General features: G+C 63.5%; 21 protein-coding genes. 10 read left to right on the top strand and 11 right to left on the bottom strand.

Going from position 1 to position 26,129, the window contains the following annotated elements; all coding sequences use genetic code 11:
• Window positions 1–106: 106 nt before the first annotated feature.
• The 5 genes from FJW07_RS05405 to FJW07_RS05385 all read right to left on the bottom strand — a co-directional run bounded on the left by FJW07_RS05405 (window position 107) and on the right by FJW07_RS05385 (window position 5,274).
• Window positions 107–1,063, bottom strand: a complete 957-nt coding sequence (locus FJW07_RS05405; protein WP_140652284.1) for an EamA family transporter — start codon at window positions 1,061–1,063, stop codon at window positions 107–109.
• 102 nt (window positions 1,064–1,165) lie between these two features.
• Window positions 1,166–1,447 (bottom strand): hypothetical protein, encoded by a 282-nt coding sequence (locus FJW07_RS05400; protein WP_140854939.1) that lies wholly within the window; start codon window positions 1,445–1,447, stop codon window positions 1,166–1,168.
• 210 nt (window positions 1,448–1,657) lie between these two features.
• Window positions 1,658–2,830 carry an FAD-dependent oxidoreductase gene (locus tag FJW07_RS05395; protein WP_140854938.1) on the bottom strand — a complete coding sequence of 391 codons (1,173 nt, stop codon included), beginning with the start codon at window positions 2,828–2,830 and terminating at the stop codon, window positions 1,658–1,660.
• Window positions 2,831–2,847: 17 nt separating this feature from the next.
• Window positions 2,848–4,167: an aspartate aminotransferase family protein gene (locus FJW07_RS05390; protein WP_140854937.1), complete on the bottom strand. Its 1,320-nt coding sequence runs from the start codon at window positions 4,165–4,167 to the stop codon at window positions 2,848–2,850.
• A gap of 129 nt (window positions 4,168–4,296) precedes the next feature.
• Window positions 4,297–5,274, bottom strand: a complete 978-nt coding sequence (locus FJW07_RS05385) for a GlxA family transcriptional regulator (protein ID WP_140854935.1) — start codon at window positions 5,272–5,274, stop codon at window positions 4,297–4,299.
• 217 nt (window positions 5,275–5,491) lie between these two features.
• Between FJW07_RS05385 and FJW07_RS05380 the strand changes: the two genes are divergently transcribed.
• From FJW07_RS05380 to FJW07_RS05350, 7 genes are all read left to right on the top strand, one after another.
• On the top strand, window positions 5,492–6,028 hold the full coding sequence (locus FJW07_RS05380; RefSeq protein ID WP_140854934.1) for a DUF1629 domain-containing protein: 537 nt from the start codon (window positions 5,492–5,494) through the stop codon (window positions 6,026–6,028).
• A 297-nt stretch (window positions 6,029–6,325) separates the two neighbouring features.
• The gene (locus FJW07_RS05375) at window positions 6,326–7,186 is read left to right on the top strand and encodes a xanthine dehydrogenase family protein subunit M (RefSeq protein WP_140854932.1); all 861 of its coding nucleotides are present in this window, start codon (window positions 6,326–6,328) and stop codon (window positions 7,184–7,186) included.
• On the top strand, window positions 7,186–7,662 hold the full coding sequence (locus tag FJW07_RS05370) for a (2Fe-2S)-binding protein (protein ID WP_140652296.1): 477 nt from the start codon (window positions 7,186–7,188) through the stop codon (window positions 7,660–7,662). The genes FJW07_RS05375 and FJW07_RS05370 overlap by 1 nt, the downstream gene beginning before the upstream one ends.
• A 3-nt stretch (window positions 7,663–7,665) precedes the next feature.
• Window positions 7,666–9,930: a xanthine dehydrogenase family protein molybdopterin-binding subunit gene (locus FJW07_RS05365; RefSeq protein WP_140854930.1), complete on the top strand. Its 2,265-nt coding sequence runs from the start codon at window positions 7,666–7,668 to the stop codon at window positions 9,928–9,930.
• Between the two features lie 171 nt (window positions 9,931–10,101).
• A complete protein-coding gene (locus FJW07_RS05360) occupies window positions 10,102–10,347 on the top strand; it encodes a MoaD/ThiS family protein (protein ID WP_140854928.1) in 246 nt (81 codons plus the stop codon).
• 43 nt (window positions 10,348–10,390) lie between these two features.
• Window positions 10,391–12,796: an ATP-binding protein gene (locus FJW07_RS05355; protein WP_140854926.1), complete on the top strand. Its 2,406-nt coding sequence runs from the start codon at window positions 10,391–10,393 to the stop codon at window positions 12,794–12,796.
• 548 nt (window positions 12,797–13,344) lie between these two features.
• Window positions 13,345–14,769 (top strand): hypothetical protein, encoded by a 1,425-nt coding sequence (locus FJW07_RS05350; RefSeq protein ID WP_246680664.1) that lies wholly within the window; start codon window positions 13,345–13,347, stop codon window positions 14,767–14,769.
• Between the two features lie 33 nt (window positions 14,770–14,802).
• Here the strand turns inward: FJW07_RS05350 and FJW07_RS31970 are convergent, their stop codons facing one another.
• The gene (locus FJW07_RS31970) at window positions 14,803–14,958 is read right to left on the bottom strand and encodes a hypothetical protein (protein WP_246680663.1); all 156 of its coding nucleotides are present in this window, start codon (window positions 14,956–14,958) and stop codon (window positions 14,803–14,805) included.
• Here FJW07_RS31970 and FJW07_RS05340 point away from each other — a divergent pair.
• Complete coding sequence (locus tag FJW07_RS05340) at window positions 14,923–15,786, top strand: hypothetical protein (protein ID WP_246680686.1); 864 nt, start codon at window positions 14,923–14,925, stop codon at window positions 15,784–15,786. The two genes, FJW07_RS31970 and FJW07_RS05340, sit on opposite strands and share 36 nt — an antisense overlap.
• Window positions 15,787–15,857: 71 nt before the next feature.
• Here the strand turns inward: FJW07_RS05340 and FJW07_RS05335 are convergent, their stop codons facing one another.
• The 5 genes from FJW07_RS05335 to FJW07_RS05315 all read right to left on the bottom strand — a co-directional run bounded on the left by FJW07_RS05335 (window position 15,858) and on the right by FJW07_RS05315 (window position 23,591).
• Window positions 15,858–16,280, bottom strand: a complete 423-nt coding sequence (locus tag FJW07_RS05335; protein ID WP_140785660.1) for a DOPA 4,5-dioxygenase family protein — start codon at window positions 16,278–16,280, stop codon at window positions 15,858–15,860.
• Window positions 16,281–16,805: 525 nt separating this feature from the next.
• Window positions 16,806–17,804, bottom strand: coding sequence for a nucleoside hydrolase (locus FJW07_RS05330; protein WP_140785659.1), 999 nt, complete (start codon window positions 17,802–17,804; stop codon window positions 16,806–16,808).
• Between the two features lie 298 nt (window positions 17,805–18,102).
• Window positions 18,103–20,250 carry an ABC transporter ATP-binding protein/permease gene (locus FJW07_RS05325; protein ID WP_246680662.1) on the bottom strand — a complete coding sequence of 716 codons (2,148 nt, stop codon included), beginning with the start codon at window positions 20,248–20,250 and terminating at the stop codon, window positions 18,103–18,105.
• Between the two features lie 454 nt (window positions 20,251–20,704).
• Window positions 20,705–22,618: an EAL domain-containing protein gene (locus FJW07_RS05320; RefSeq protein ID WP_246680661.1), complete on the bottom strand. Its 1,914-nt coding sequence runs from the start codon at window positions 22,616–22,618 to the stop codon at window positions 20,705–20,707.
• Between the two features lie 205 nt (window positions 22,619–22,823).
• The gene (locus FJW07_RS05315) at window positions 22,824–23,591 is read right to left on the bottom strand and encodes an alpha/beta hydrolase (protein WP_140658502.1); all 768 of its coding nucleotides are present in this window, start codon (window positions 23,589–23,591) and stop codon (window positions 22,824–22,826) included.
• A gap of 182 nt (window positions 23,592–23,773) precedes the next feature.
• On the opposite strand from FJW07_RS05315, the gene FJW07_RS05310 reads away from it, so the two are divergent.
• Together FJW07_RS05310 and FJW07_RS05305 are read left to right on the top strand one after the other, a co-directional pair.
• Window positions 23,774–25,321, top strand: coding sequence for a winged helix-turn-helix domain-containing tetratricopeptide repeat protein (locus FJW07_RS05310; protein WP_140854919.1), 1,548 nt, complete (start codon window positions 23,774–23,776; stop codon window positions 25,319–25,321).
• A 10-nt stretch (window positions 25,322–25,331) separates the two neighbouring features.
• The gene (locus tag FJW07_RS05305) at window positions 25,332–26,030 is read left to right on the top strand and encodes a GNAT family N-acetyltransferase (RefSeq protein ID WP_210239857.1); all 699 of its coding nucleotides are present in this window, start codon (window positions 25,332–25,334) and stop codon (window positions 26,028–26,030) included.
• Window positions 26,031–26,129: the final 99 nt, after the last annotated feature.

The raw sequence follows: 26,129 nt of genomic DNA, 5'->3' as shown, positions 1-26,129 counted from the left end.
AGCAAAATCGGCTAATTTAGGGAAGCGTGGTCCGGACGGCTCACGGCCCGAGGACCCAAATCGACTTGGCGGCGCTGACGGCCGATCGACGCTATTTGCCGTTCCCTCACGCCTTTGCCGCAAGCGCCCTCGGCTTGATGACCGTCGCCAACACGACCCCGACTACGATGAAGGCAGCGCCGAGCAGATCGTAGTCGTGCAGGCTCTCGCCGAGCAGCAGATAGGCAAGCACGGCGACGAACAGCGTCTGCAGGTAGAGCAGCATGCTTGCCCGGCTTGCGCCCAGCGCCTCCACGCTTTTGTTGTAGAGATAATACATCAGCGCCCCGCCGGGCCCCGCCAGATAGGCGAGCGCGAGCAGGCCATTGCCGTTCAGGGCAGAGCGCTCGTCGTTGAAGATTTCCCACAGGTGGAACGGCAGCGCGACCAGCGCGCCGGCGCCGAGCAGAAGCACGACCAGCGGCAAGAGCTCGAGGCCGAACTTGGAGCGGCGCAGCAGCACCGTATAGAGTGCCCAGCAGAAGGCGCTGCCGACGATCCACAATTCGCCGATGTTGAACCGCAGTTGCACCAGCGCATCCAGCTTGCCATGCGCGACGATCACCAGCATGCCGGCAAGTGCCGCAACCGCGCCGAGCGACTTCCAGAGTCCGAGCGGCTCGCCAAGCACCAAGCGCGCCAGCACCATGGTCATGATCGGCGACATCGCCATGATGATGCCGGCCGTGGTGGCGTCGGTGTCGTTCAGGCCATGGTAGATCATGCCCTGGCAGAGCGTGAGGCCGATCGCCCCCACGGCGACGATCTCCAGCGGCCGCGAGCGCAGCAGCGCCAGCATCGCGCCGTGATGGCGGTGCACGATCGGCAAAAGGATGGCGCAGGCCAGCAAGAGCCGCCAGAAGCACAGCCCCCAGGGCGGCATTTCCGGCGCCACCCATTTGGCGGCGATATAGACGCCGGCCGAGAGCAGCCAGCACAGTACGGCGGTGGGATAGCCGCCCAGGGATGATACCGCGGCGATGGCCGGTGGTTCCGGCTGATGGACTATCGGTATCGCCTGCATCGCATGCCCCCCGTTCAATGAACGTCAGCCCAGACGTAGCCGGTAGTCTACCTCATCCCGCGGGGTGTTACATATGGCTCCGACAAAGCCGTCCGGCAGAGATCAATGCGGCGTGTCGCTGGCCATATGCAGGTGCTCCCAGGCCGAGCCGACGCGACCATGGAACTGTGATGCAAATCGTTCGGCTTCGATGTCTTCAAGGCCGTCGTCGACAAGGGCCTCGATGCTCCGCCGCAGCAAGGCGAGCTGCATCTGCCGCGCATGCCTTGCGTCGGCTTCACGCATGATGGCCGTGACGTGATAGGCCACGACCGGCTGGCCAAGGCAGGACAGAAGCGCGCTCGACCCGGCTGTCGCCGCAGTGACCGCTTCCTCGATGTTCATTCCGGCGCTCCCTCATCTAAGATGCTGGGCGCCTCCCCGGCAGACGGCGACGGTATCCGCCGCTCTTTTCTATTTTTTGGCAGTCGCGAGATCATCGCCCGCGGCCAAAATCAGTATCCTCCAGAACCCTAGTAAAGGCGATCGGATAGTTATGATGGTTAACGGCAAAGCTCGTATCTTAGGCATCCGGCTTGGCCTGAAACGTATCGGTCAGTGACCCGGGATGTTTCGCCCGGCCGATGGCGCGAGGCTTTGCGAACCAGGGACCGAAACCGGCGCGCCGTGAAGCACCCAGTCCGCCGCGATTTGCCCTATCACCGGGGCGAGCTGTATGCCGTAGCCGCCGGCGCCGGCAGCGGTGATCAATGTCGGCTCCGAAAGATCTATCGGCCCGACGAAGGGGCGATGGTCGGCTGTCACGGGATAAAGGCCCGCCCAGCCCCGGCCGAGCCGCGCGCCAGGCAGATCGGGCACGCGCTCCAGAAGCAGCTCGGCCAGGTCGACCTTCGACTGCTCCTCGCACTGGTCGTTGTAGTTGTCGGGATCCTCAGGCGCGATCGACTTCACCTTGTGGATCTCGGCGATCAGCTCGCCCGGCTTTTCGTGGCGGAAGTTGAGCCCGCTGCCTTCGCCGTTCACGAGGTCCATGACCATCGGCATGGTGTAGCCGAGCGGCTCGTCGAGATGGATGACGACGGCTTCGTGGCGCTCGGGCCAGATGTGCAGACGCTGGCCGAAAAGCGCGGCCACCTGCGGCGCCCAGGCGCCGCCCGCATTGACCACGGCATCGCAGGCGATCAGTCTTGGCCTGCCATCAATCGGGTCGCCGCTGGTTTCCAGCGTATAGCCGCCCGGGCGTCGTTGCACGCCGAGCAGCTTGCGGTACTGGCGGATCTCGCCGCCCTTGGCGCGGACGATGCCGGCCAGGAAATTGCACATCTCGTGCGGGTCGAGGAAGCCGTTGTCGGGCCCGAACAACCCGCCTTCGAGCCCGTCAGGATTGATGTGCGGCACGAGGTTCCTGAGTTCGGTGGCGCGGAGCAGGCGCGACCTCAGCCCCGCTTCGCCCTGGATCTCGACCGATCTCGCGAACAGCTCCATCTGGGCGGGCGTGCGCGCCAGACGCAGATAGCCGATATGGTTGAAGCGAAGCCCCTCGCCCTCCCATTGGCCGAACCGACGCAGCGAATGGACGCGCAGCATGATCTCGAACGGGTCGGTCAATTGCGATCCGACGACGCCGACCGACCGGCCGCTCGACCCAGAAGCGATCGACTGGGCTTCGAGCACCGTGACGCGCGCGCCCTGCTCGACAAGGTCGAGCGCCGTGCACATGCCGAGCGTGCCCGCGCCGATCACCGCGACATGAGGAGCAACCGTCATCTGTGGCCCGCCTGCTTTCACGACTGCGCGGCGACGTCGCCCAAGGTTTCGTCGATCGCTTGAAGAATGGCGCCGGCATCCGCTTCGGTCATCGGCGTCGACAGCGCGAACAGGCCGTAGCTGGCGGAGAGCACGCCACGGCCAAGCAGGCCCTTGTGGAAGGCGTCGAATTTTTTCCGCTCAGCCTGGCCGGGATAGATGGAGCGGTAATCCGTGACCGGATGCGACGTGAAATGAATCTTGAACAGCGAGCCCAGGCCGACGCATTGGCCGGCAAGCTCATACTTTTCAAACGAGGCGGTGACCCCTTCGCGCAGAAATGCGCCCAACCGGTCGAGATGGGCAAAGCTTTCCCTGGTCAGCGCCCGCATCGAGGCAAGGCCGGCGCGCATGGTGACCGGATTGGCGGTAAAGGTGCCGCCATGCGGAAGCGCTGGTTTGCCGGCGGTCGGATCGAACACCGCCATGACATCGGCGCGCCCGCCCACGGCGCCGACAGGAAAACCGCCGCCGATGATTTTTCCGAGCGCCGTCAGGTCGGGCTCGATGCCCCACAGCCCTTGCGCGCCCGACCATCCAAGGCGAAACGAGATGACCTCGTCGAAGATGACCAGCGCGCCCGCTTCGTGGGCGATCTCCACCATGGCGTGAAGGTAGTCCCGGCGCGCCGGGATCAATCCCGCGCGGTTGGGCATCGGGTCGATCAGCACCGCCGCGATGCCGTCGCCCCCGGCGGCGAAGACGGCGCGCAGCGCCTCGCTGTCGTTGAAGGGCACGGCGATCACGTCGTCCAGCACGCCGCGCGGCGTGCCCCTGGCATAGGGCGTGGACCTCGGCAGGTCGCCCCAGTTGGCGGGCGACGAGTCGAGGCTGACCTCGGCGAAATCGTAGGAGCCGTGATAGGCGCCCTCGATCTTGACGATCTTCGGCCGTCCGGTGAAGGCGCGTGCGGCCTTGATCGCCATCATCACGCCTTCGGTGCCGGAATTGGTGAAGCGGACCTGGTCGACCGAGGGCAGCCGCTCGACCAGGAGCTCGGCAAGCTCGATCTCGCTCAGCGTCGGGGCGCCGAAAGCGGTGCCGGAGGGCAGTTGCTTGGCCACGGCCGCAGTGACATCGGGATGCGCGTAGCCGTGGATCATCGAGGTGAAATTGTTGATGCAGTCGTAATAGGAATTGCCGTCGACATCCCAGACCGTGCAGCCCTCGCCGCGCGCGGCGTAGATCGGAAACGGATCGACGAAGACCGTGGTGCGCGTGTTGCCGCCCGGCATCACCTTCCTGGCGCGCTCGAACAGGGTTTTCGATCCGGGCATGGCGTCGGGATAATGCGGCATGGCTCTCCGAAGGCGAATTCGACTTGTTGAAACGGCGGCGCAACCGCCGCTCGTCACGAAGCTACGGTTCGTTTCCGCGCCGGCGCAATCGGCCAGGCCGGGCATGCGACCCGACCAGGGGCATCCCGATCATTTCGCGGCGGCCGCAGCCGCGCGGTTCGGGTGCCTGAGATTGGTCGGCGTGATGCCGGTCTGCTGGCGGAAGACGCGGCTGAAATGGCCGGCATTGGCAAAGCCGCAGCGATAGGCGATCTCGCCGATCGCCAAGTCGCTGCCTTCCAGAAGCGACCTGGCGTAATGAACCCGCAGCGCCAGATAGGCGGCCATCGGGCCGATGCCGAGCTCGGCGCCGAACAGGCGCTCGAGCTGGCGGCGCGAGCAGTTCTGCCTGGCGGCGATCTCGGCCACGGGGATCGGCTCTTGCAGATTGCTTTCCATCAGGAGCAGCGCCCGCTTCACCGCGCGGCTCGCGGCGGCGGGGAAAAGGTCGCCGACCGGCTGCACGTCGCGGCTGGAGCGGATACGGTCGAGCACCAGGATTTTCGCCGCCTTCTCCGCCGCCTTCTGGCCGATGAATTGCGCGACGAAATAGCCGGCGAGGTCGGCCGCTCCGGTGCCGCCGGCGCAGGTGGCGCGGCCGCGGTCGACGGAATAGAGGCTGTCGGCATGGGCGTTCACATCGGGGAACTCGGCGCGAAAATCCTTGATGTGGAACCAGCTGACCGCGGCGCTGTAGCCGTCGAGCAGGCCATAGCGCGCCAGCACGAAGCTGCCGGTGCAGAGGGCGGTGAGCGGCACGCCTTTCGCGGCGGCGCGCAGCAGGAACGCTTCCTTTTCCGAACTCAGCTTGCGGCTGGTGTCGAGCAGTCCGCCGACCACCACTACATTGTCGAAATCCTCCGGATTGCCCATCGCCCTGGTCGGCAGCAATTCGACGCCACAGCTGGCGCGGATCGGCAGGCCGCGCTCGCCGACGATCTCCCAGTCGAACTCGATCCTGCGGCTGCGGTCGCCCTCGTCGCCGGCCAGCCTCAGCGTATCGATGAACAGCGACAGCGGCGACAAGGTGAAATCGCGCACCAAAAGAAATGCGAACTTCTTGGCCATTCGCGAGCCGACCTCTCATTCGAGCCAGGCGCCATCCTGGACCGCCAGCCGCGACGTTTATCAACCGGCGAGCGGACTGGATAGCGCGTGGCCTTGAATAGCGGTTTGGACCGTTGCATGATTCCTCGCGCGCGCTTTCGGCGACCGCCGGGCGTCGCAATCTGGCACGGCGCCGTCATCGCCGGACCTTCATCGAAAACCGCGGAGCCATCGGGCGATGACGACCATCCATCAGTTCGCTGTGTCGGAAGGGCAGGAATGGGTGCTGCCGGTCGATGACGAGACCTACGAGGAGTTCTTCGGCCTCGACGGACGCTCGCTGGAGGGCTGGCAGCCGCCGGTGATGCGGCGCGTCGAGGAAGGCGAGCGGCTCTATTCCGATTTTCCATGGCTGGGCGAGCACGCGCCGCTTTTGCGCCAGCCGGCCGTCGGCGCGCTGGCGGCGGCGCTGCGGCCCTATGGCGAGCTCGTCGCGCTGCGCGGCGAGAAGGTCTGGCTGCTCAACGTCACCAATGTGATCGACGCGCTGGACGAGGCGCGCTCGCAGATCGTGCGGTTCGAGGACGGCGACATATTGGCGATCGAGCGCTACGCCTTCGACGCGGAAAGGATCGGGACGGCGGAAGTGTTCAAGCTGCCGATGCGGGCCTCCCCGGTCTTCGTCAATGAGGTGTTCGTCGAACGGGTCCGCAAGGCCGGGTTGCGCAATGTGTCGTTCGAGGCGGTATGGACATCGGGAACGGCAATCGCTTGACGAATAACAGTTATTCCAATCATTGAGGTGGCGTCGTCCCTCATCCGCCTGCCCGCACCTTCTCCAGGGCAACCGCATGGGTGGTTCCCCCGCTCCGTCGCTGCTCCGCAGCGCCGAGACGGAGTGGGGGAACCCCCTAGGCGATTTGCCGCATCCGCTGTGCCGCCGCCCCTGGCCCGCCCGCTGGGCGCATCTGGAGCATCGCTCTGGCCCAACCCGGACATGCACGAACGGGATGGCCATTATAACCAGACGCTTTATAACGGTCGCTGACATAGCGACGACCAAGGGGAGACGATGCGTTACATACGTCCGCTTTCAATCGAAGATGCCGTTGGCGAACTCGCCAAGGCGGTAGGACCGGCCGCGATCCTGGCCGGGGGCAGTGACCTTTTGGTGAGGATGAAGGGCGGCTTCATCGAGCCCGAGCTGATCGTCGACATCAAGGCAATCGGCGGCTTGGCCGACGTCACCGAAACGGCCGACGGGTTTCGGATCGGCGCCGCGGTGCCCTGCGCAGTGCTGGGCGAGAACAAGGCGCTGCGCAAGGCATGGCCGGGCGTGGTCGAGGCGGCCAATCTGATCGGCTCCAAGCAGGTGCAGGGCCGCTGCACCATCACCGGCAATCTGTGCAATGCCTCGCCCGCCGCCGACAGCGTGCCGGCGCTGGTGGCGGCCGCGGCACAAGCGGTGGTCGCCGGGCCTTCGGGCAAGCGCACGATTGCCGTGGAGAGCGTGCCGACGGGACCCGGCCGCACGTCGCTCGCCAAGGGCGAGATCATCGAGGCGATCCTGCTCGACAAGCGGCCTGACCATGCGGGCGACGCCTATCTGCGCTTCATTCCGCGCACCGAGATGGACATCGCGGTGGTGAGCGCCGGCGTCAACCTGACGCTGGACGATCACGGCGCGATCAAGACCGCCCGCGTGGCGCTGGGCGCCGCCGCCCCCACGGTGCTTCTGGTCGAGGAAGCGGGCCAGGTGCTGATCGGCTCGAAGCTCGACGAAGCTACGCTGGAGCGGTTGGCCAAGATCTGCTCCGGCGCCTGCCGTCCCATCGACGACAAGCGCGGCACCATCGAATTCAGACGGAAAGTCGCGGGCGTGCTGGCGCAAAGGGCCGCCGCTATCGCCTACAAGCGTGCGGGAGGCAAATAATGGCCGGTGTAGCTGTATCAACCACGATCAACGGCGACGCCGTCGAATATCTCTGCCAGCCCGACGAGACGCTGCTGGACGTGCTGCGTGACCGGCTGGGCCTGACCGGCGCCAAGGAAGGCTGCGGCACCGGCGACTGCGGCGCCTGCAGCGTCATCGTCGACGGCCGCCTGGTCTGCTCCTGCCTGGTGCTGGGCGCGGAAGCCGAGGGCCGCAAGGTCGAGACCATCGAAGGCATGGCGCATGGCGACCAGTTGCACCCGCTGCAGCAGAAATTCCTGGAGCACGCGGCCTTGCAATGCGGCATCTGCACGCCAGGTTTCCTGATTGCGGCCAAGGATCTGCTGGAGAAGAACCCCTCGCCCACCGAGGAGGAAATCCGCTTCGGGCTGGCTGGGAACCTGTGCCGCTGCACCGGCTATGACAAGATCGTGCGCGCCGTCCAGGACGCGGCGGAAGTGATGAAGGGAGCGTAATCCATGAATTTCGATCCGCGCTACTCCGGACGCAATTTCTCCTCGGTCGGCACACGGCCGATCCGCCCCGACGGCATCGACAAGGTGACCGGACGCGCCCGCTACGGCGCCGACTTCAACATGGCCGGACAGCTGGTCGGCCGGGTGCTGCGCAGCCCGCACGCGCACGCCATCATCAAGAAGATCGACACGTCCAAGGCGGAAAAGCTCGCCGGCGTGAAGGCGGTGATCACGGCGAAGGACCTGCCCGACCTCACCGACGGCGACGCCGCCATGTACGACATCCTCGACAATTCGATGGCGCGCAAGAAGGCGCTCTATGACGGCCACGCGGTGGCCGCGGTGGCGGCGATCGACGCCCGCATCGCCCGCCAGGCGCTGAAGCTGATCGAGGTCGACTATGAGGTGCTGCCGCATGTGACCGATGTCGACGAGGCGGCGCAGCACCATGCGCCGCTGATCAACGACCAGATCTTCACCGAGGGGCTGGAGGAAAAGCCGGCGAAACCCTCCAACGTCACCAAGCGCACGCAGTTCGGCCATGGCGATGTGCACAAGGGCTTTGCCCAGGCCGATTTCGTCGTCGAGCGCTCGTTCAAGACCGAGCAGACGCACCAGGGCTATATCGAGCCGCATGCCTGCGTGGCGAGCGTCAACCCGGACGGCACGGCGGATCTGTGGGTCTGCACGCAGGGCCATTTCGTCTACCGCCAGCACTGCGCGCAATTGCTTGGGCTCGAAGCCTCGAAGCTGCGCGTCACCTCGTCGGAGATCGGCGGCGGCTTTGGCGGCAAGACCCATGTCTGGGCCGAGCCGGTGGCGCTTGCCCTCTCGCGCAAGGCCGGCCGTCCGGTAAAACTGGTGATGACCCGCGACGAGGTTTTTCGCGCCTCGGGCCCGACCAGCGCCACCTCGATCGACGTCAAGATCGGCGCCAGGAAGGACGGAACCATCACCGCGGCGGAAGCGACGCTGCGCTATAGCTGCGGCCCCTATGCCGGCTCCTGGGCCGAGATCGGCGCCATGACGGCGTTCGCCTGCTACAAGCTCGAAAACGTCAAGACCGTCGGCTACGAGGTGCTGGTCAACCGGCCGAAGACGGCGGCCTATCGCGCGCCGTCGGCGCCGATGGCGGCCTTCGCGGTGGAAAGCTCGATCGACGAGCTTGCCCGCGAGATCGGCATGGACGCGGTGGACTTCCGCATCAAGAACGCCGCGCAGGAAGGCACCCGCGCCTCCTACGGCCCGGTCTACGGGCCGATCGGCATCGGGCCGACGCTGGAGGCGGTGAAGAAGCATCCGCACATGAAGGCGCCGCTGAAAGCCAACCAGGGGCGCGGCATGGCCTGCGGCTTCTGGTTCAATTTCGGCGGCCAGACCTGTACGGACCTGAACATCGGCATGGACGGCTCGGTGTCGCTGGCCGTGGGCACGGTTGATGTCGGCGGTTCCCGCGCCTCGCTGTCGCTGGTGGCGGCGGAGGAGCTCGGCATCGACTACAGCAACGTCAAGGCGATCGTCGCCGACACGTCTTCGCTGGGCTACAACGACATGACCGACGGCAGCCGCGGCACCTTCTCCTCCTCGATGGCGACGATCTCGGCCGCCCGCAACGCTATTCTGATCCTGCGCGATCGCGCCGCGAAGATGTGGGATATCCCGGTCGAGGACGTGGTCTGGGAAAAGGGCCACGCCATCGCCAAGGGCGAGAAATACGGCAACCTGTCGCCGCTGTCGCTGAAGGACATCGCGGCCAAGTCGGGCACGACCGGCGGGCCGATCGCCGGCCATAGCGAGCTCGTCGCCGACGGCGCGGGCGTCTCCTTCGCCACCCATATCTGCGACATCGAGGTCGACCCGGAGACGGGTGCTGCCAGGGTGATCCGCTACACGGTGGTGCAGGATGCCGGCAAGGCGGTGCACCCGACCTATGTCGAGGGCCAGTACCAGGGCGGTGCCGCGCAAGGCATCGGCTGGGCGCTCAACGAGGAGTATATCTACGGCAAGGACGGGCGGCTGCAGAATGCGGGCTTCCTCGACTACCGCATCCCTGTCTGCTCCGACCTGCCGATGATCGACACGCAGATCCTGGAAATCCCCAACCCCAACCACCCCTATGGCGTGCGCGGCGTGGGCGAAACCTCGATCGTGCCGCCGCTGGCGGCGATCGCCAACGCGGTGTCGAATGCGGTCGGCGTGCGCATGACCCACATCCCGATGTCGCCGCCAAGGATTCTGGCCGCGCTGGAGGCGGAGCGGGAAGGCTGAGAGCATCCAAGCTTGGGTAAGGTGCGTTGAGATTCAGGTCAGGCCGAGCCGAGAATGATGGCTTCCGAGAACCGGAGCGGAGCGTACTTGAAGTACGTGAGCACCGGAAGCGCAGGAAGCCGTCGTTCGCAGGCCGGCCTCACCTGAATATCGACGCACCTTGAGACGATAATGGTCGCCGTCACCCTCTGGGGCTCGCTCAGCGCCGTCGCCGGCGGCAAGGCCCAGCACGAGATCGAGGCCAAGGACATCAGGGAACTGTTCCGCAAGCTGGCGGAACAGTATCCCGGGATTGAGCCATGGATTGATCGCGGGATCGCCGTGGCGATCGATGGGGTGATTTATCGCGATACGTGGGGGAAGGAGTTGCCGGAGGGGGCGGAGATATTTCTGCTGCCGAGGCTGGCTGGGGGGTGAGAGGCGAGAAAAGGCTCACCAGCTTCCAAGTCCAAGACTTCACTTGACGCTGGAGTGCCCTTATACCGATTTGGCCGCTCACGGCAGTGAATCGACCAACTTCGAGGCCATTTTGCAGACTCTTGAATTCTATCTTGCCGACGGCATCCAGCGTGATCGCGAAGACATTCTTGCGATCGAGCGAGCACTGCTGGAAACCTGCGATACGATCACCGCAACTTTCGACGCAGAGAGAAAAAACTGGCCCTACGAAATTCGTGTCGCCGAGTCAGCGAAAGGTGTCGACTCACATAGCACTGCCACGATGATGATCCGCGCGATCGACCTTCTCGGCGGATTGGGACAGAAAGGCACAAGTCGACCTGCATATCCATTCAAAATAAATGCGGACGATTTGGAAAAGTTAGTACTTTCTCGGACCAATGCCTTTAAGGCTTTAGCTGATAGTTTGAGAAATGACCGAGAGCAACAGGAGGATCGCAAGGTCCCTATTATTACACGGTCAGGAACCTATGGCAGAAACGATCCACTTACCCTGTCTTTCCTTGCTGAGGTCCTTTTGGCGTCGGATGACGCTGCTGACTTGATAGATGACGCTCGCCTTATAGCAAAACAACTTACAGATATCGACCCAACAACCAGTTTCTCAACGTTCTTCAATTTTGGTGATGAAGGCTCAGCTTCGAAACCGGTGACCAACGCGTTCGTCCCTTTGCTCGTCGTACGTGCTGCCCAAGCATTGCGACATCAGTTCGGAAGCGCTGTGTCCTATCTCCGATATTTTGAAAGTACGCTGCATGACCAGCTTTCCTATTCAGGCATTCCGGACAGTCGGTTTGATCCAGCCGAACTAATCTTTTCTCTGGAAGGGATGCTTCGGCTTTCTGATCAGGCAATTGACGTGCGACTATTCGATCGCGTGCTTGAAGTCCTTGAGCAAGCGCAACAAACGAGTGCGCATTGGCGACCGAGCAAGCCCTTCCTCCGCACCGAAAGGGGATTGGTGCTTTTCCCAATTAGTGTGGAGGCCGCCAACTCGCTCTTATGGTGCTGCGAGTCGCTTGACGATGAGAGATTCCATGGTCGCTCTGAACGGTATGTCTTGTTGTTTCGCCGTTTCTGGAATTGGCTTGCAGCGCGTCGTGTATCACTCCCGTCTGCTACACAGCGAGTGTCGGGCTGGCATTCAGACCATGTCGCTGATCCAGACTCGATCCAGTTGTGGGACACCGCCCAAGTAGTAGGGTTTCTCCTTGGTTACCGCCGCAGCCTCCACAATCATATCGCCCGCACCACGCTGCGCCTCTCCCGATTCAATGTCCGAAAACCCAAAGCTGGCAGTCAGTCATGGAGCATCCACACTCGGGATAGTCAGCATTCGTTGGGTACCGTTTCGAGCGGGCTGAAAAAGGACGAAGCCCGACTAAGAGAAACCTTCGAGCCAGTCACATCGTTGGGCCCATACTTTGAGACCTATCGAAAAATCGAAGAAGAATTTCTGGTGCCGTGGCTTGAGCAAAATCCTCGAAGCTATTCCATGTTGCTTTACGGCCCGCCCGGCACTGGAAAGACCACTGTTGCAGAAAACCTTGCAGACGCGCTCGGCTTTTCATTAATTACAATCACCGTCAGCGATTTCCTAGCGGGCGGGGGTGGCGAGGTAGAAGCGCGTGCGAAGATGATGTTCGATGTGCTTCAAGCGCAAGCGAATGTCGTGATCCTCTTTGACGAGATAGACGAGTTGGTCCTGGATCGAAGCTCAAAGCGTCACGGGCAGCAAGACACCGTGTTCAAATTTATGACGCCCGGGATGCTGACCAAACTAAACGACTTGCGCCGTGCGAAGCGTAGCATTTTCATCATGGCTACAAATTATGCCTACCGTATTGATCCGGCGATCCGCAGGACCGGTCGCATCGACGAAAACTATCTGCTTCTCCCGCCCGATTCCGAATCAAGGCAGAGGATGATCAAACAATTTCTCCTAAGCGCAGTGAGGGAAAAAGCGATACCCAAGGATCATGACTTGGACCCTGCACAGCTCGATGGTCAAAAATGGGAGGCGTTAACGAAAGCCTCGTTCTTCTTGGGTTACAAGGACATAGAGGCAGCGGTTTCGCGGGTCATCCACCAAAAAAAAGACAAGGGTACCAGAGCCGAACTCGAACGCGAATTGCTGGGATGGGGGCGGACCACTACGCTTCGCCTTTACAACGGTGCGTTCCACGAAACGGACGATCGAGATGCAATCGAACGAGAATTCTTCCCTCTAGTGGAAATGGCCACGCGAGAAGGCGGACTGCTACATGGAAACCCGGCACTGGACATCAGCGAGATGCTCAAGGTTGATCAAAAGACCAACAAGGCCCCGTTCACCAGCGAAGAAGAGATGAACGATCTTGCTTTAAAGTTCGTGAAAGAGCGCAGCCCGGACTACGATCGAGAATGACATCCTTACACCCACAGCCTCTGACCGCGATCCGACAGGTGTGGCTTTCGGCGTTTGGGTCACGCAAGGTCACATATCTCAGCGGCCCGATCACAACCGGCCCGCGGTTCATCGACTGGTGGGACAGGACCGGGCATAGTCTTGATTCGACTTCTGAATTGTATCGAAGTGCGCTTCTTAGAGAAGTAGTCGGCCCGAATGAAGACGAACTCAGACTTACAGCCGAGTTGCTTCGAGCAAGGGACTCAAATCCGATAGTCGAGCCTGCCAGTCTTTTCGTCCGTAAGTGGTCGCAACAGGATTATCTTGAGCTTTGGCAGCAATTCATCGCTGATCACGCTGGCCGTATTTTGCTAATGGATGGATGGGAATTTAGCGGTGGCTCTGCATCCGAATTCTGCCATGCCCACCTCACGGGCATCCCAACCACTCGCATAGACGGATCTCCAATCATCGCACGCGATGGCCTTGCTGCAATCGGCCGCGCGCTCGCGAATATACAAGCTCGCCCACAGCCGCCAACGGACCTACAGAATACATTGCGCGCCGTGTACGACAAACTCGAAGCAACGCTGCCGACTATTGTATACGTGCCCACAGGTGCAATAACTCGGAAAGATGCGTCGCTTGATCGGCTGGCGGAAATCATCAATGTGGCTCAGTTCGTTAGCTACGAACCAAGCGACGGCAAGCCGAGACAGGCGTACTCGCGCGTACTTGGGGAACGGCCCAATCAAACCTTTGCAGGGGTTGTAGAAGCAGCCAAAACACTGCTTGAGCGCAGTGTGGATGGTTCCGTCAATGTACGGAGCTTCACACCCGAAAGCCCGCTAAGCCGCGAATTTATCTATGGTCTCGGCCGAGTCGATGACGTTGTCGATGCAGTGCTTCGCCTTACGCGTGAGGGTATGCATACGATTCTCAACGAGACGGTCGACATCCACGACGGTGGAGTTTCCGGAGTTGTACTCGGCAACGTGATCGAATTTGCCCCCGACGATACACCCCGAGCCGTAGAGAAGGCAGGTACGGCGTCGCTCCCTCTCGGTTGGGGACTGCGTCTGCTCGCGACAGTTTACGGATTCGAGCCTGACCTGGCAGTTCCCGAGGACACGCGCTTGGAGTTCAGCCTTCATCCCCGGCCACGCGGTTGGCGTCATACGCATACGCTCGGATGGGAGATCGCCGAGCACAAAGGCCTCGACCTTCCCCCGGTTGTACAATGGCCTAACCGTTTCAGCAGAGTGATAGGTGATAAAGTATTCGGTCTCTTAGTCGCGCATCATACGGGTCTGGCAGTACCGCGGACGACGGTGATCAGTCGACGTGTTGCTCCGTTCGTATTCGGCCAGGCAACTGGCACCTCAGAGGTTTGGCTTAGGACGGCACCCGTCGAACAGACGCCGGGCAAATTTACGACAACGCGCGGCTGGAGCGACCCCTTTAAGATTATGCAAGAGGAGGACCCATCGCACGAATCGATCGCATCTATTGTCGGACAGGTGGGCGTCGACGCGCAGTACTCGGGAGCGTCGATAGTTCTGCAAAACGGGGAGATTTTGACCGAGGGCGTCCGAGGAACAGGTGACCTCTTTATGCAGGGCGCGGTCAAACCAGAGAGACTGCCCGACTCTATATTGGCAGATGTCCAACATTTGCATGCAGATGCTGCTGATCTAGGCGCAGTGCGGTTCGAATGGGTGCACGACGGCGAACGGGTATGGGTAGTGCAGATGCATCGGGGAGCTACCAGAAGTTCGGCTGATGTGCTTGTTCCCGGAGAAGCAAAGCGTTGGGCCATCTTTAATGCCTCTCAAAGCCTTGAGGAGTTGCGTAAGCTGTTGACGAGTCTCAAACCGGGTCATGGTGTGGAATTGCAGGGCGAAGTCGGCCTTACGAGCCATATCGCTGATGTGCTTCGCAAAGCCAATGTACCTGCGCGTATGAAGCCTCGTGGGAATAAGGCCGCGTAACGCGGTCTCACGCCTCCAGCGTCGGCTCCGTATTCACCTCCAGCGCCTCTTCCACCTCGTTCTCCTTGCCCAGCACCTCGCTATGCACCCCAGCGCCCGGTCGATACAGACCGGGTCGATCAGGTGGTCGCGCTTGGGGTTGGTGGCATTGGGGTGGATGAGGATACCCAAGCCGCTGCGGTTCGGCATGAGCCAGGGACCGAGCGTTTCGAAATATTGGAGGAGAAGGAATTCGGCTCGCTTCGCCGAGGCGGAATCCAAAATCGACTGATTAGTGCGGAACCAACAATTCATGTTGACATGAAAATGGTGGAAGAGCCATTTTCAAGTTTCTATTGTGGTGAGGTATGTATGTCAGTGCTAGACATCCCGCTTCGTAAAATCCTGCAATTGTTCTATGCGCCCCAGCCCCTGCGCCGCTCAATTTTGAAGAAGGACATTCAACTTGACCGCAAAAAAGAAAAAGGCGGCAGCAGAAGCCAGGGGGGCGATTTTTACGTGCCTTTTTGGTCCGACGTGAAACGGCATATTGCTGGCGACGCTGACCTTTCGGAGATGACCGATAGTCGAGTAAAGTCAAACAGGAATTTCACACGATTATATCCTCTCCTGAAAGAGGGAGTAATTGAGCTACTAAGTGCGAAGTTGCGCTGGTCAAATGAACCCGTCCGAATAGTACCGAAAAGCGTGCACGGAAATCTAAAATTCAAAGATTTAGGAGGTATCGTTCGTATACATGATGCCGTGCATGCCTTGGTGAGAGACGAATACACACGGGTCGTCTATCCTTACTTCAGCGAGGAACCTGCGCTCCCTGAAGAAGGCGGTAGGTTGGGCTTGTGGGCTATGCAGCAAGCATTGACCAAATACGACCGAAATGACATGCGCGTTATCGACATCCTCCGTCGAAGCTTCTTCTCACCGCAAATAAATCCACTGAAAGGCGATGAAGGGAAGGTGTTCCAAGAGAATTACATTTCAATAATCCGCGAATGGGAGCTTCTGAAGCTCGATTAACAGGCCATGTGATTTCCCGCTGAAGGAGGGCGTGTTTCTTGGGCTAAGCCAATATAGCCAAGCGCCGCCCCTCACACCCCCAGCGTAGGCTCGGTATTCACCTCCAGCGCTTCTTCCGCCTCGTCCTCCTCGCCGAGCACCTCGCCATGCACGCCGAGCGCGCGGCCGATCCAGATCGGGTCGATCAGGTGGTCGCGCTTGGGGTTGGTGGTGTTGGGGTGGATGAGGATGCTCAGGCCGCCGTGGTTCAGCATCAGCCAGGGAACCAGCGAGGCGAAGATTTCGGTGGCAAAGGAGACCTGGTACATGGCCTGCTCGTGCGGGCCAACCGGTTCGTCGCGCCAGTTGCCGAGCCGCACGCGAAAACGCTCGCCGATGCGCTGGCGCAGCCATTCGGCCTGCCGGCGCTGCGCCGCATCGCCGTAATAGATGTGGGCGTGATAGCTGGCGATCTCCGCAAGCGGTCTCGGATCGTGCGGCGTGGCTTCGGTCATCGCTGCTCCCTCCCCGGTGGTTCCGGTCTGTCGTGCGCAGCGGAACTCTATGCGGTTCTTCGTTGCCTGGAAACGGCGAGCCGCTCTACAGACTGTTTAGCATCGGCGCGTTTGGCGCGTGATCGCAGACGCCGGCGCTGCCCCCACTCCGTCTCGGCGCTGCGCGCCGAGCCACCTCTACCCCCACTTTGTCTACGCTATGGACACATCTTCTGTGACTGGCGCGACTGATCAGGCCGAGGCTTGATTGCCACGTGGTTCCCCCAATCCGTCGCTGCTTCGCAGCGCCACCTTTCCCCCCTCCGGAGGGAAAGGAAGGGAACGTTGCTGGACGAGCGTTGACGGCAAAAAGCTTGGCGCCCTTCCTCTACCCCGTCGATCGGGGGAGAGGTGGCTCGGCGAAGCCGAGACGGAGTGGGGGTCGACCAGCGCTGCATAAGACAATGCATGCGCCAAGCTGCCATGTACGCTATCGCCAAAGGCCAGCCGCGTGGAATGTGTGCATGCCGTAGGGGGCGAGGAACGCTAACCGCCAAGGCCGCGACCTCGGCCGGCCTTCTTGCCGCTCAGCCGCTCGACCGCGTCGACGATCAGGTCGCAGAATTTTTGATGGTCGAGCTTCATCGCCACGCTGTGGCGGAAGTTCACCTGCTCGCTCGCCGTGCCGCCGAAATGGCGCATGCCGCCCATCTTCTCGAAATTGCAGACCGTCATGCCCCTGGTCCAGCGTCCGGCGGTCTCGACGCGGATGTCGGCCTTCTGCGTGGTGAAGACGCTTGCGTCGATCATGGCCGCCACGCAGCAGGCGTCATGCACGGCGGGATATTCGATCTGCAGGAGGCCGCCATGCGTGGTGGCGATGAATTCCCAGATATCGAGGATGAACTTGGCGATCGAGCCGCCGGCGGCGCGCACCCTGTCCTGCAGCTCAGGCGTGGCCAAAGCCTGGTGCGTGAGGTCAAGCCCCACCATGGTGACGTCCCAGTCGGCGCGGAACACCACGTCGGCCGCCTCCGGGTCGGCATAGACGTTGAACTCGGCCGCCGGTGTGATGTTGCCGCGCGTGAAGCTGCCGCCCATCGCCACCACCTTCTTCACCCGGCCGACGATACGCGGGTCCTTGCGGGCCGCGAGCGCGATGTTGGTGTAGGGTCCGACCGGCACCAGCGTGACGGTCTTCGGCTCATGCGCCATGACGGTGTCGATGATGAAGTCGACGGCATGCCGTCTGTCGAGCTCGAAGGACGCCGGCGGCAGTTCGGGGCCGTCGAGCCCGGTCTCGCCATGGATCTCGATCGCCAGCACCTGGTCGCCGACCAAAGGGCCGGGCGAGCCCTTCGCCACCGGCACCTCGATGCCATAGGCCGTGCAGGTGGCCAGCGCGTTGCGCGTGGTGTTCTCGACATTGTGGTTGCCCGAAACCGTGGTGATGCCGAGCAGGTCGATGTTCGGGTTGCCGGCCGCAAGCAGGATGGCGATGGCGTCGTCGTGCCCCGGGTCGCAGTCCAGGATGATCTTTTCCATGGTTCCTCCCTGCGGCGATTACAGACTGGGGTGTGTTGCGGCGTCAAGGTTCGTCGGTTGGCACAAAGGCGGGTGCAACATCGCGGATGCCGGCGCTGCCCCCCGCTTCGTCTCGGCTTCGCCGAGCCACCTCTCCCCCACTTTGTCGGGCGAGGAAATGCTAATCGGCAAGGGCGCGGCCTTTGCAAGCTTGGGTTCCTCGCCCCCGCCAAAGGTGCGGGAGAGGTGGCTCGGTGCGCAGCGCCGAGACGGAGCGGGGGAGCGCCGCTGGCGATTACGCGCCACGTTAGAGTGCCCCCTACCCCTTGCTGCCATTCCCGCCGCTGCCCCACAGCGCGCGCTGCAGTAGGCCTCGCCCGCGCTTCCTCGGCGCGAGCTCGACGTCGCTGACCAGCCGCGCCCCGTCCTGGCGCCGTTCCAGCGTGATCTTTCGCGTGTGAAAGGCTTCCAGCTCGGCGCGATGCGCCACGCTGATGATGGTGACCTGGGGCAGCACCTTGATCACCGTCCGCATCATCTTGTCCTGGCTCTTCTCGTCCAGCGCCGAGGTCGCTTCATCGAGCACCACGATATCCGGCGCGTGCAGCAGCAGGCGGGCGAAGGCCAGGCGTTGCTTCTCGCCGCCCGACAGCGTCTGGTCCCAGGGCGCCTCTTCCTCCAGCCGGTCCTTCAAATAGGAGAGGCCGACCTTGTCGAGGGCCGCATTGATCTCTTTCGTCTTCCAGTTGTCGGCGGCGGCGGGATAGGCGGTGGCGCGGCGCAGCGTGCCGGACGGGATGTAGGGGCGCTGCGGCAGCATGAACAGCCGCTTGCCCGGGTGGAAATCGACGCTGCCGCTGCCCCAGGGCCAGAGACCTGCAATGGCGCGCACCAGCGTCGACTTGCCCGAGCCGGATTCGCCCGAGACCAGCACGCGCTCGCCGGGCTCGATCATCACCTCGGTTTCCTTGACCACGGCGGTGCCGTCGTCGAGCGTCACGGAAAGATCGTTGAGGCTGAGCATCGCCCCGTCTTCGGTCTCGCCGCGTTGGATGCGGCCGAGCGTGTCGTTCTCTTCGGCGCGCTCCAGCCCGTCCAGCGACATCATCAACGAGGCGATGCGGTGGGCCGACGCGTTCCAGTCGGCCAGGCGCGGATAATTGTCGACCAGCCAGCCGAAGGCGCCCTGCACGATGGCGAAGGCGGAGGCCGCCTGCATCACCTGGCCCAGCGACATCGAGCCGTCGAGGAATTTCGGCGCGCACAGAAGCACCGGCACCACCGGCGCGAACAGGCTGGAGCCTTGCGAGACCAGTGCCGTGCGCATGTGCTGGCCGGTGAGCCGCGCCCAGCGGCCGAGCACGCCGGCGAAGGTGCGGTCGATGCCGGCGTTCTCCTCCTCCTCGCCGCCGAGCAGCGCGATGCTCTCGCCGTTTTCGCGCACGCGCGTCAGCACGTAGCGGAACTCGGCCTCGGCCTGGTTCTTGTCCTCGGAAAGCTGGACGAAGCGGCGACCGATGGCGAACATCGAGGTCGAGGTGATCGCCGCGTAGATGACCGCGGTGACGACGAGGAAGCCGGGCACGGTGATGGTGGAGCCGCCCAGCGTAAAACTCAGCGCGCCGCCGATGGTCCACAGCACCACGATGAAGGTCGAGGCCGACAGGAAGGCGTTGAGGACGCCGGCGATGAAATCGACCGGCGATTCGGTGGCGATGCGCAGGTCCTCGGTCAGGCGGGCCTCGGGATTGGCATGGTCGCCCTTGACGAGGTTGAGCTGGTAGTAGCGGCCGCTGGCCAGCCAGCGCTGGATGACGGCCGTGGTCAGCCAGGAGCGCCAGCGCCGCTGCATGGTCATGCGCAGGTAGACTTGCGCGACCACCAGGCTGATGCTGCCGGCGACCAGCGGCAGGAAGATGCCGCTCAGCCAATAGACGGTGTGGGCGTCGCGCTGCTCGATGGCGTCGAAGATCGCGCGGTTCCAGCGATTGATGCCGTATTGGAACCCGACATTGACGCAGATCAGCGTGAGCAGCCCGATCGTCAGGGGCCAGGCGAGCCTGTCGCCGTGCAAACCCCAATAGCCGCGACCGCTGATCCAGAAGCGCCGCAAAAGGTATTTCTTGCGCGCCCGCTCGGCTTCCTCCGGCGAAAGCGCGGGACCCGGCTCGGCGGCCTCCGGCGGCGGCGACCCGGCATGGCCGATGGCTTCCGGTGCTGCTTCGGCGGGCGCCTTTTGCCCAGGCGGGTTCTCGTCGGCCTGTGGCTTGCGTTGCCGGACTTCGTCGTCCTTCAGCTGGTCTTCTTGAAGTCTGTCTTGCCGCGCCTTCTGCGCGCGCGGCTTCGGGGCGCCACGCGGTTTCGACTGGCGCGGCTTGTCCTGGCGCAGCGGCGCCGAACGCGGCTTGCTTGCACCGCGCTGCGTGGCGCTGTCGGCCGGTTTCGGTTTGTGCTTGGCCGGGGGCATCGCGCGACAACGGCCCAAAAATCAAAAGGTTTCATGCGGGCCGCCCAGGCCAATCGCCGAGGGCGCTCCCCCTCTCCGTCTCGGCTCCGCCGAGCCACCCCGCCCTTGGCGGGGGCGAGGAACCGCATGCATTGTCTAATGTAGCGCTGGTCGACCCCCACTCCGTCTCGGCTTCGCCGAGCCACCTCTCCCCCGATCGACGGGGTAGAGGAAAGGCGCCCAAGCTTTTGCCGTCGACGCTCGTCCAGCAACGCTCCCTTCCTTTCCCTCCGGAGGGGGGAAAGGTGGCGCTGCGAAGCAGCGACGGATTGGGGGAACCACGTGGCAATCAAGCTCAGGTCGATCAGTCACGCCCGTCACACCCTCGGAGCGCTCCGCCGCTCCGAGTGCCGCGCCTCACGGCAACCCTACCCTTTCGAGGCTGCTTGCCTGCTGGGTCACGGGCGAGCGACCGTCACGCGGCGTTGCCGCTGCGGGGATTGCGCAACGGCTCGAAAATAACCTCAGCGGCAGCGGCGTCGAAGGCCAGCGCGTCGCGCATCGGCAATGCGGCCGAAAACAGATAGCCCTGCGCGATCATGCAGCCCAGCGAGCGCAGGATCATGCGGTCGGCGTCGGTCTCGATGCCCTCGGCCATCACCTCTATCCCAAGTGTCCGGCCAAGGCCGATGACCGCCTCGACGAGCGCCTGGTCTTCGACGGATTTCGCCAGGTCGCGGACGAAATCCTTGTCGATCTTGATCTTGCGGATGCGGCTGTCCTTCAGCGACACCAGGGTCGAGAAGCCGGTGCCGAAATCGTCGAGCACGATCGATATGCCGGCATCCGCCAGGTGCCCGACCTTTTCGTCGACCCGGTCGCGGTCGACCGGCGCCTCTTCGGTGATCTCGATCTCGAGCATCGCGGCGGGCACATTGTTCGCCCGCAGGCCGGTAAGGATCATGTCGTCGACATTGCCGGCCTCGAGCTCGCGTGGCGAAAGGTTCATCGCGACCCGAACATCGCCGCGCCCCTGCTTCACGAGTTCACCGATCATGGCGCAGCAGTTGAGGAACACCGTCTCGGTAAGAAGCGAAAGCAGGCCGGTTTCGCGCGCGGCGGTGACGATCTCGGGCGGCGAGATGGCGCCATGGACGTCATGATGCCAGCGCAGCAGCGCCTCGAAGCCGACGACCGCGTTGCTGTCGAGCCGCACCAGCGGCTGGAACCAGGAGCAGAGCCGGCCTGCCTCGATCGCGCCGCGCAGGTCGCGCTCGATGCGGTTCTTGCGTTCCAGCGCGGCGTCGAGCCCCCCGTCGAACAGGCAATATTCGTTCCTGCCGCCGCGCTTGGCCGCGTAGAGCGCGAAATCGGCCTTGAGCAGCATTTCCGTCAGGCGCGGCTTTTCCGCCTGATAGATGCCGATCGAGGCGCCGACGCGCACCGAATTCAGCTCCGGATCCGGATTGGCGATGGCCGCGATGACGGCCGACGCCAGCTCGCCGGCCTGCTGCGGACACTTGTCGGCGGAAAAAAGCAGCACGAACTCGTCGCCGCCGATGCGCGCGATCGTAGCGCCCCGCGGGGCGTGGTCCTCGATCCGGCGCGCCACCTTGACCAAAAGGTCGTCGCCAATGTTGTGGCCATAGGTGTCGTTGACGGATTTGAAGCCGTCGAGGTCGATCAGCATTGCCACGAAGGGGCCGTCGGAAAGCCCGAACTTGGCGATCGCCTGCTCCAGGCCATAGCGGTTGAGAAGGTTGGTCAGCGGATCCCGCCTGGAATTGCGCTCCATCTCGGCGGCGAATTCGCGCGCCTCGTATTTGAGGCGGCTGGTCTCGCGGAAACGGGACTGTCCGAGCAGCGCGCTCCTGATCATGCCGCCGAGGAAAAGCAGGATCGTGAAGGCGAGCACGCCATTTTCGACGCCGCCTTGCGCGAACACGCAGCCGGCGGCGGTGAGAAGCGGCAGCACGATGAAGTTGATCGAAGCCGGCGCGTAGGAGGTTCCATAAGTGACCGAACCGGCCGAGGTGCCGGCAAGCACGATCAGATAGAGCGGCGCCTGCGGCGTGGTGTATCCGTCGCTGAGCAGCGCCAGGAAAGACCAGGCGACGCCCGAGGCCAGCGCCAGCAGGCCATAGAGGGAAAGCCGCGCACGCACCGCCTCCGGCCTGTCGTCGGCAGCATCCGACTGAACAGCGGCAAGCACCACACGCGCGCCATTGATCAAGGCGATCGCGATGAACCACAGGACCGCGGCAAGGCCGCCGCCCGACAAGAGCTGCACCGCCAGGATCAGGGCCGAGAGCACCGTGCCTATGGGCATCGAGATGAAGACGCACTTGCTCAGATCCGCAAGCTGGTCGCGCAGGATGCCTGCTTCCACGGCTTCGCTGCGTCCCTCAGAGGAGAGACCTGCAACCAGCCGCTCATCATGCCCTGTCATGGCCATAGTGGTTAGGCGAGCGGAATGAAAATCGTGTTAAGGATTTCAGCGGTTTACGGTGCATTTCTCGATCAGGGGCCGGCGCGACAGCAGGAAAGCCCGGGCGCCGCCAGGCGCCCGGGCTGTTCGCAAGGATAAAGCGGTTTCAGTTTTTCGCGGCGGCGGCCTTTTCGATAAGGTCGGCGACGGCCTTGGGGTTGGAGACGTAGACGGCGTGGCTGCCGGCCACTTCCACCGTCGTCGCCTTGGCGCGGCTGGCCATCTGGCGCTGCGCCGGCGGCGGGATCATGTGGTCGTCGGTGGCGACGAGGTACCATGACGGCTTCACCTTCCAGGCCGGCTGGGTGACCTTGCCTTCGAGCGCCGCCACACCCCACGGAACCTGCGAGTCGGCCATGAAGGACGCGAGTTCGGGCTTGACGTCGGCGGCGAAGGAGGCGGCGAACTTCGCCTTGTCCAGCATCAGGAAGCCGTCGACGGGCGGCAGGATCGGGGGCACCGGAGCGCCAGCAGGCGGGTTGGCGATCAGCGAGGAGACCGACTCGCCGGCGTCCGGCGCGAAGGCGGCGATATAGACGACGCTCTTCACCTTGGGATCGGTGCCGGCTTCCGACACTACGACGCCGCCATAGGAATGGCCGACCAGGATGACGTCGCCCTTGGCGGCGGCGATGGCGCGCCTGGTGACGGTGACGTCGTCGGCCAAGGAGGTGGTCGGGTTCTGGACGATGGTGACGTCGTAGCCGTCCTTCTTCAGCTGCTGGTAGACGCCGTCCCAGCCCGAGCCGTCGACGAAGCCGCCATGGACGAGGACGACGGATTTCGCTGGCTCGGCCTTGGCCGCGAAGGTTGCCGATGCGGTTGCGCCGAGAGCGAGCGCGGCGGAAGCGATGATTGCTGCGGTGGTCGACATTTTGAGTTCTCCTGTTTCAAAGTTGTTTGCGTTGCTTGCAGGAGGACTATGCGACGGCGCGGCCGGGCTCGCTTTCAGGCGGCCTTCAGGACTTCTTGATTTTTCCTTGAGATCGCTTTGATTTTGCGTGCCCGACGCGATTAGAGTGTCCCATATTCACGGCGCGGCCGGAGCAATTGATTTTGGCGTATCATTTCGAGGACTTTGCACTGGACGGCGACCGGCGCGAATTGCGCCGCGGCAGCGACCTGATCGCCGTCGAGCCGCAAGTGTTCGATCTTCTGCAATATCTGATCCGCAACCGCGACCGGGTGGTGAGCAAGGACGACCTGGTCGACGCCGTGTGGCAGGGCCGCATCGTTTCCGACGCGACTTTGGCCAGCCGCGTCAACGCTGCCCGCAATGCCCTCCAGGACAGCGGCGAGCAGCAGCGGCTCGTCCGAACCATCCTGCGCCGCGGCTTTCGCTTCGTCGGCAGCGTGCGCGAGGAAGGCGGGGCGCAGCCGCTCCCTTCGGTAGAGGAGCCGCCCTGCCCCGAGCCTTCCGCCCGCCCGTCGATCGCCGTGCTGCCCTTCCAGAACATGAGCGGCGATCCGGAACAGGATTATTTCGCCGACGGCATGGTCGAGGACATCATCACCGGTCTGTCGCGTATCCGCTGGCTGTTCGTCATCGCGCGGAATTCGAGCTTCACCTACAAGGGCCGCGCTGTGGACGTGAAGCAGGTCGGGCGCGAGCTCGGCGTGCTTTATGTGCTGGAAGGGTCGGTGCGCAAGGTGGGCAACCGCGTGCGCATCACCGGACAGCTCATCGATGCCGAGGACGGCAGCCATCTGTGGGCCGAGCGATACGATCGCGACCTCACCGACGTGTTCGCGCTGCAGGACGAGATCACCATCTCCGTGGTGGCGGCGATCGAGCCCAACCTGCGCCGGGCCGAGATCGAACGCGTCAAGCGCCAGCGGCCCAACAGTCTCGATGCCTACGACCTTCTGCTACGGGCGCTCCCCGCCGTCTACACTTTCATGCCGCAAGGTGCGGCCAAGGGCCTGCCGCTGCTCGACCAGGCTCTGGCCATCGAGCCGACCTACGCACTCGCCCACGGCTTTGCCGCGTGGGCACACCAGACCCTGTTCATCCGCGGCGGTCTCAAAGCAGAGCATCGCGACAGGGCGGCCCGCCACGCTCATGCGGCGATCGAACATGGGTCGGGCGACGCCATGGCGCTGGCCTTGGCCGGCTTCACCATCGGTCTGGTCGAGCATGACCGCAGGCTTGCCGACGAGGCGTTTGCCGCGGCGCTTTTGCTCAGCGCCTCCTGCGCCTTCGTCTATGCCTTCGGCTGCGTGCCGGTGGCCTATGGCGGCGATGCGGCACGCGCCATCGCCTGGTGCGAGCAGGCGATGCGGCTCTCGCCGCTCGACGCCATGAGCTGCGTGCCGCAAGGCATTATCGGCTTCGGCAATTTTCTGTCTGGCCGGCATGAACAAGCCATCATTGCCGGCCGCCGCGCGGTAGAGATGACCCCGGGCTTCAGCATCCTGCATGGCTGGCTAGCGGCGCCGCTGGCCAGGGTCGGGCGGATCGAGGAGGCAAAGGCCTCCGCCAGGCGGCTGATGGCGCTCGATACGCATTTCACGATCAGCGGCTGGACGGCGGCCGTCGGGATTGCGCCTGGGATTATCGATGAGGTGACCGACGCGCTGCGGCTCGCGGGGCTGCCGGAATAAACGGTGGAGCATGGACACTCTTGGCCCGACCGAGCTCAGGCTGATGCAGGGCCTCGCCCAGGACGTGACGGCGCTGCGGCCGGAACTGCTCAATGGCGATGCGACAATCGGCGAATTGGCCTGGGTCTGGGCCAAGGATTTCGATGCGCTCAGCCCCTTCTGGCGGCATCGGCTGTGGTTCGTGGATGGGCGGCTGGCGGCGTGGGGATGGGCCTGCCTGCCCCATCGGGTGCCGCGCGGCGACGGCGCGGTGCGCGAGGTCGAGACCGCCAATCTGATCTGGCAGACGCATCCGCACCGCGCCGCGATGCTCGGGGAAATCCTAGACTGGTACGATGAGGTCGCCGGCGTCGCGCTTCAGCGAGGCGGCGTTCGAGCGTGTACGGCGGACCTGGCCGTACCGGGCGACCTGCATGTGCTCATCGCCGCGCCCGACGGCACGCTGGCCGCCACCGCGATCATCTGGCTGGACGAGACGACGCGGACCGCCGAATTCGAACCGGTCGGCACGCATCGCGATTTTCGCCGGCGCGGACTGGGCACCGCCTTGCAATTGCGCGGCATGCGGCTGGCGAAAGCCACGGCCGCCAGGCGCATGTTGGTCGCCTGCCGCGGCGCCCCGGCGGATCCGGCCGCCCGGTACATGTATTACGGCGTCGGCTTCCGCCCGATCAGCCGCGACCTGCCGCAGGTGAAGGTGGTCAGATAGCGGCATTGATTTTGCGAAGGCCGATGGACCATCGGAATTGATCGACATGGCACGGCGCGGGAAAAACCCTATCGTGTTTGTGTGACCGGCAAGCCAATC

This window comes from Mesorhizobium sp. B3-1-9 (genome assembly GCF_006439595.1).
Taxonomy (GTDB): domain Bacteria; phylum Pseudomonadota; class Alphaproteobacteria; order Rhizobiales; family Rhizobiaceae; genus Mesorhizobium.
This window is presented reverse-complemented; position numbering and strand designations above follow the sequence as displayed.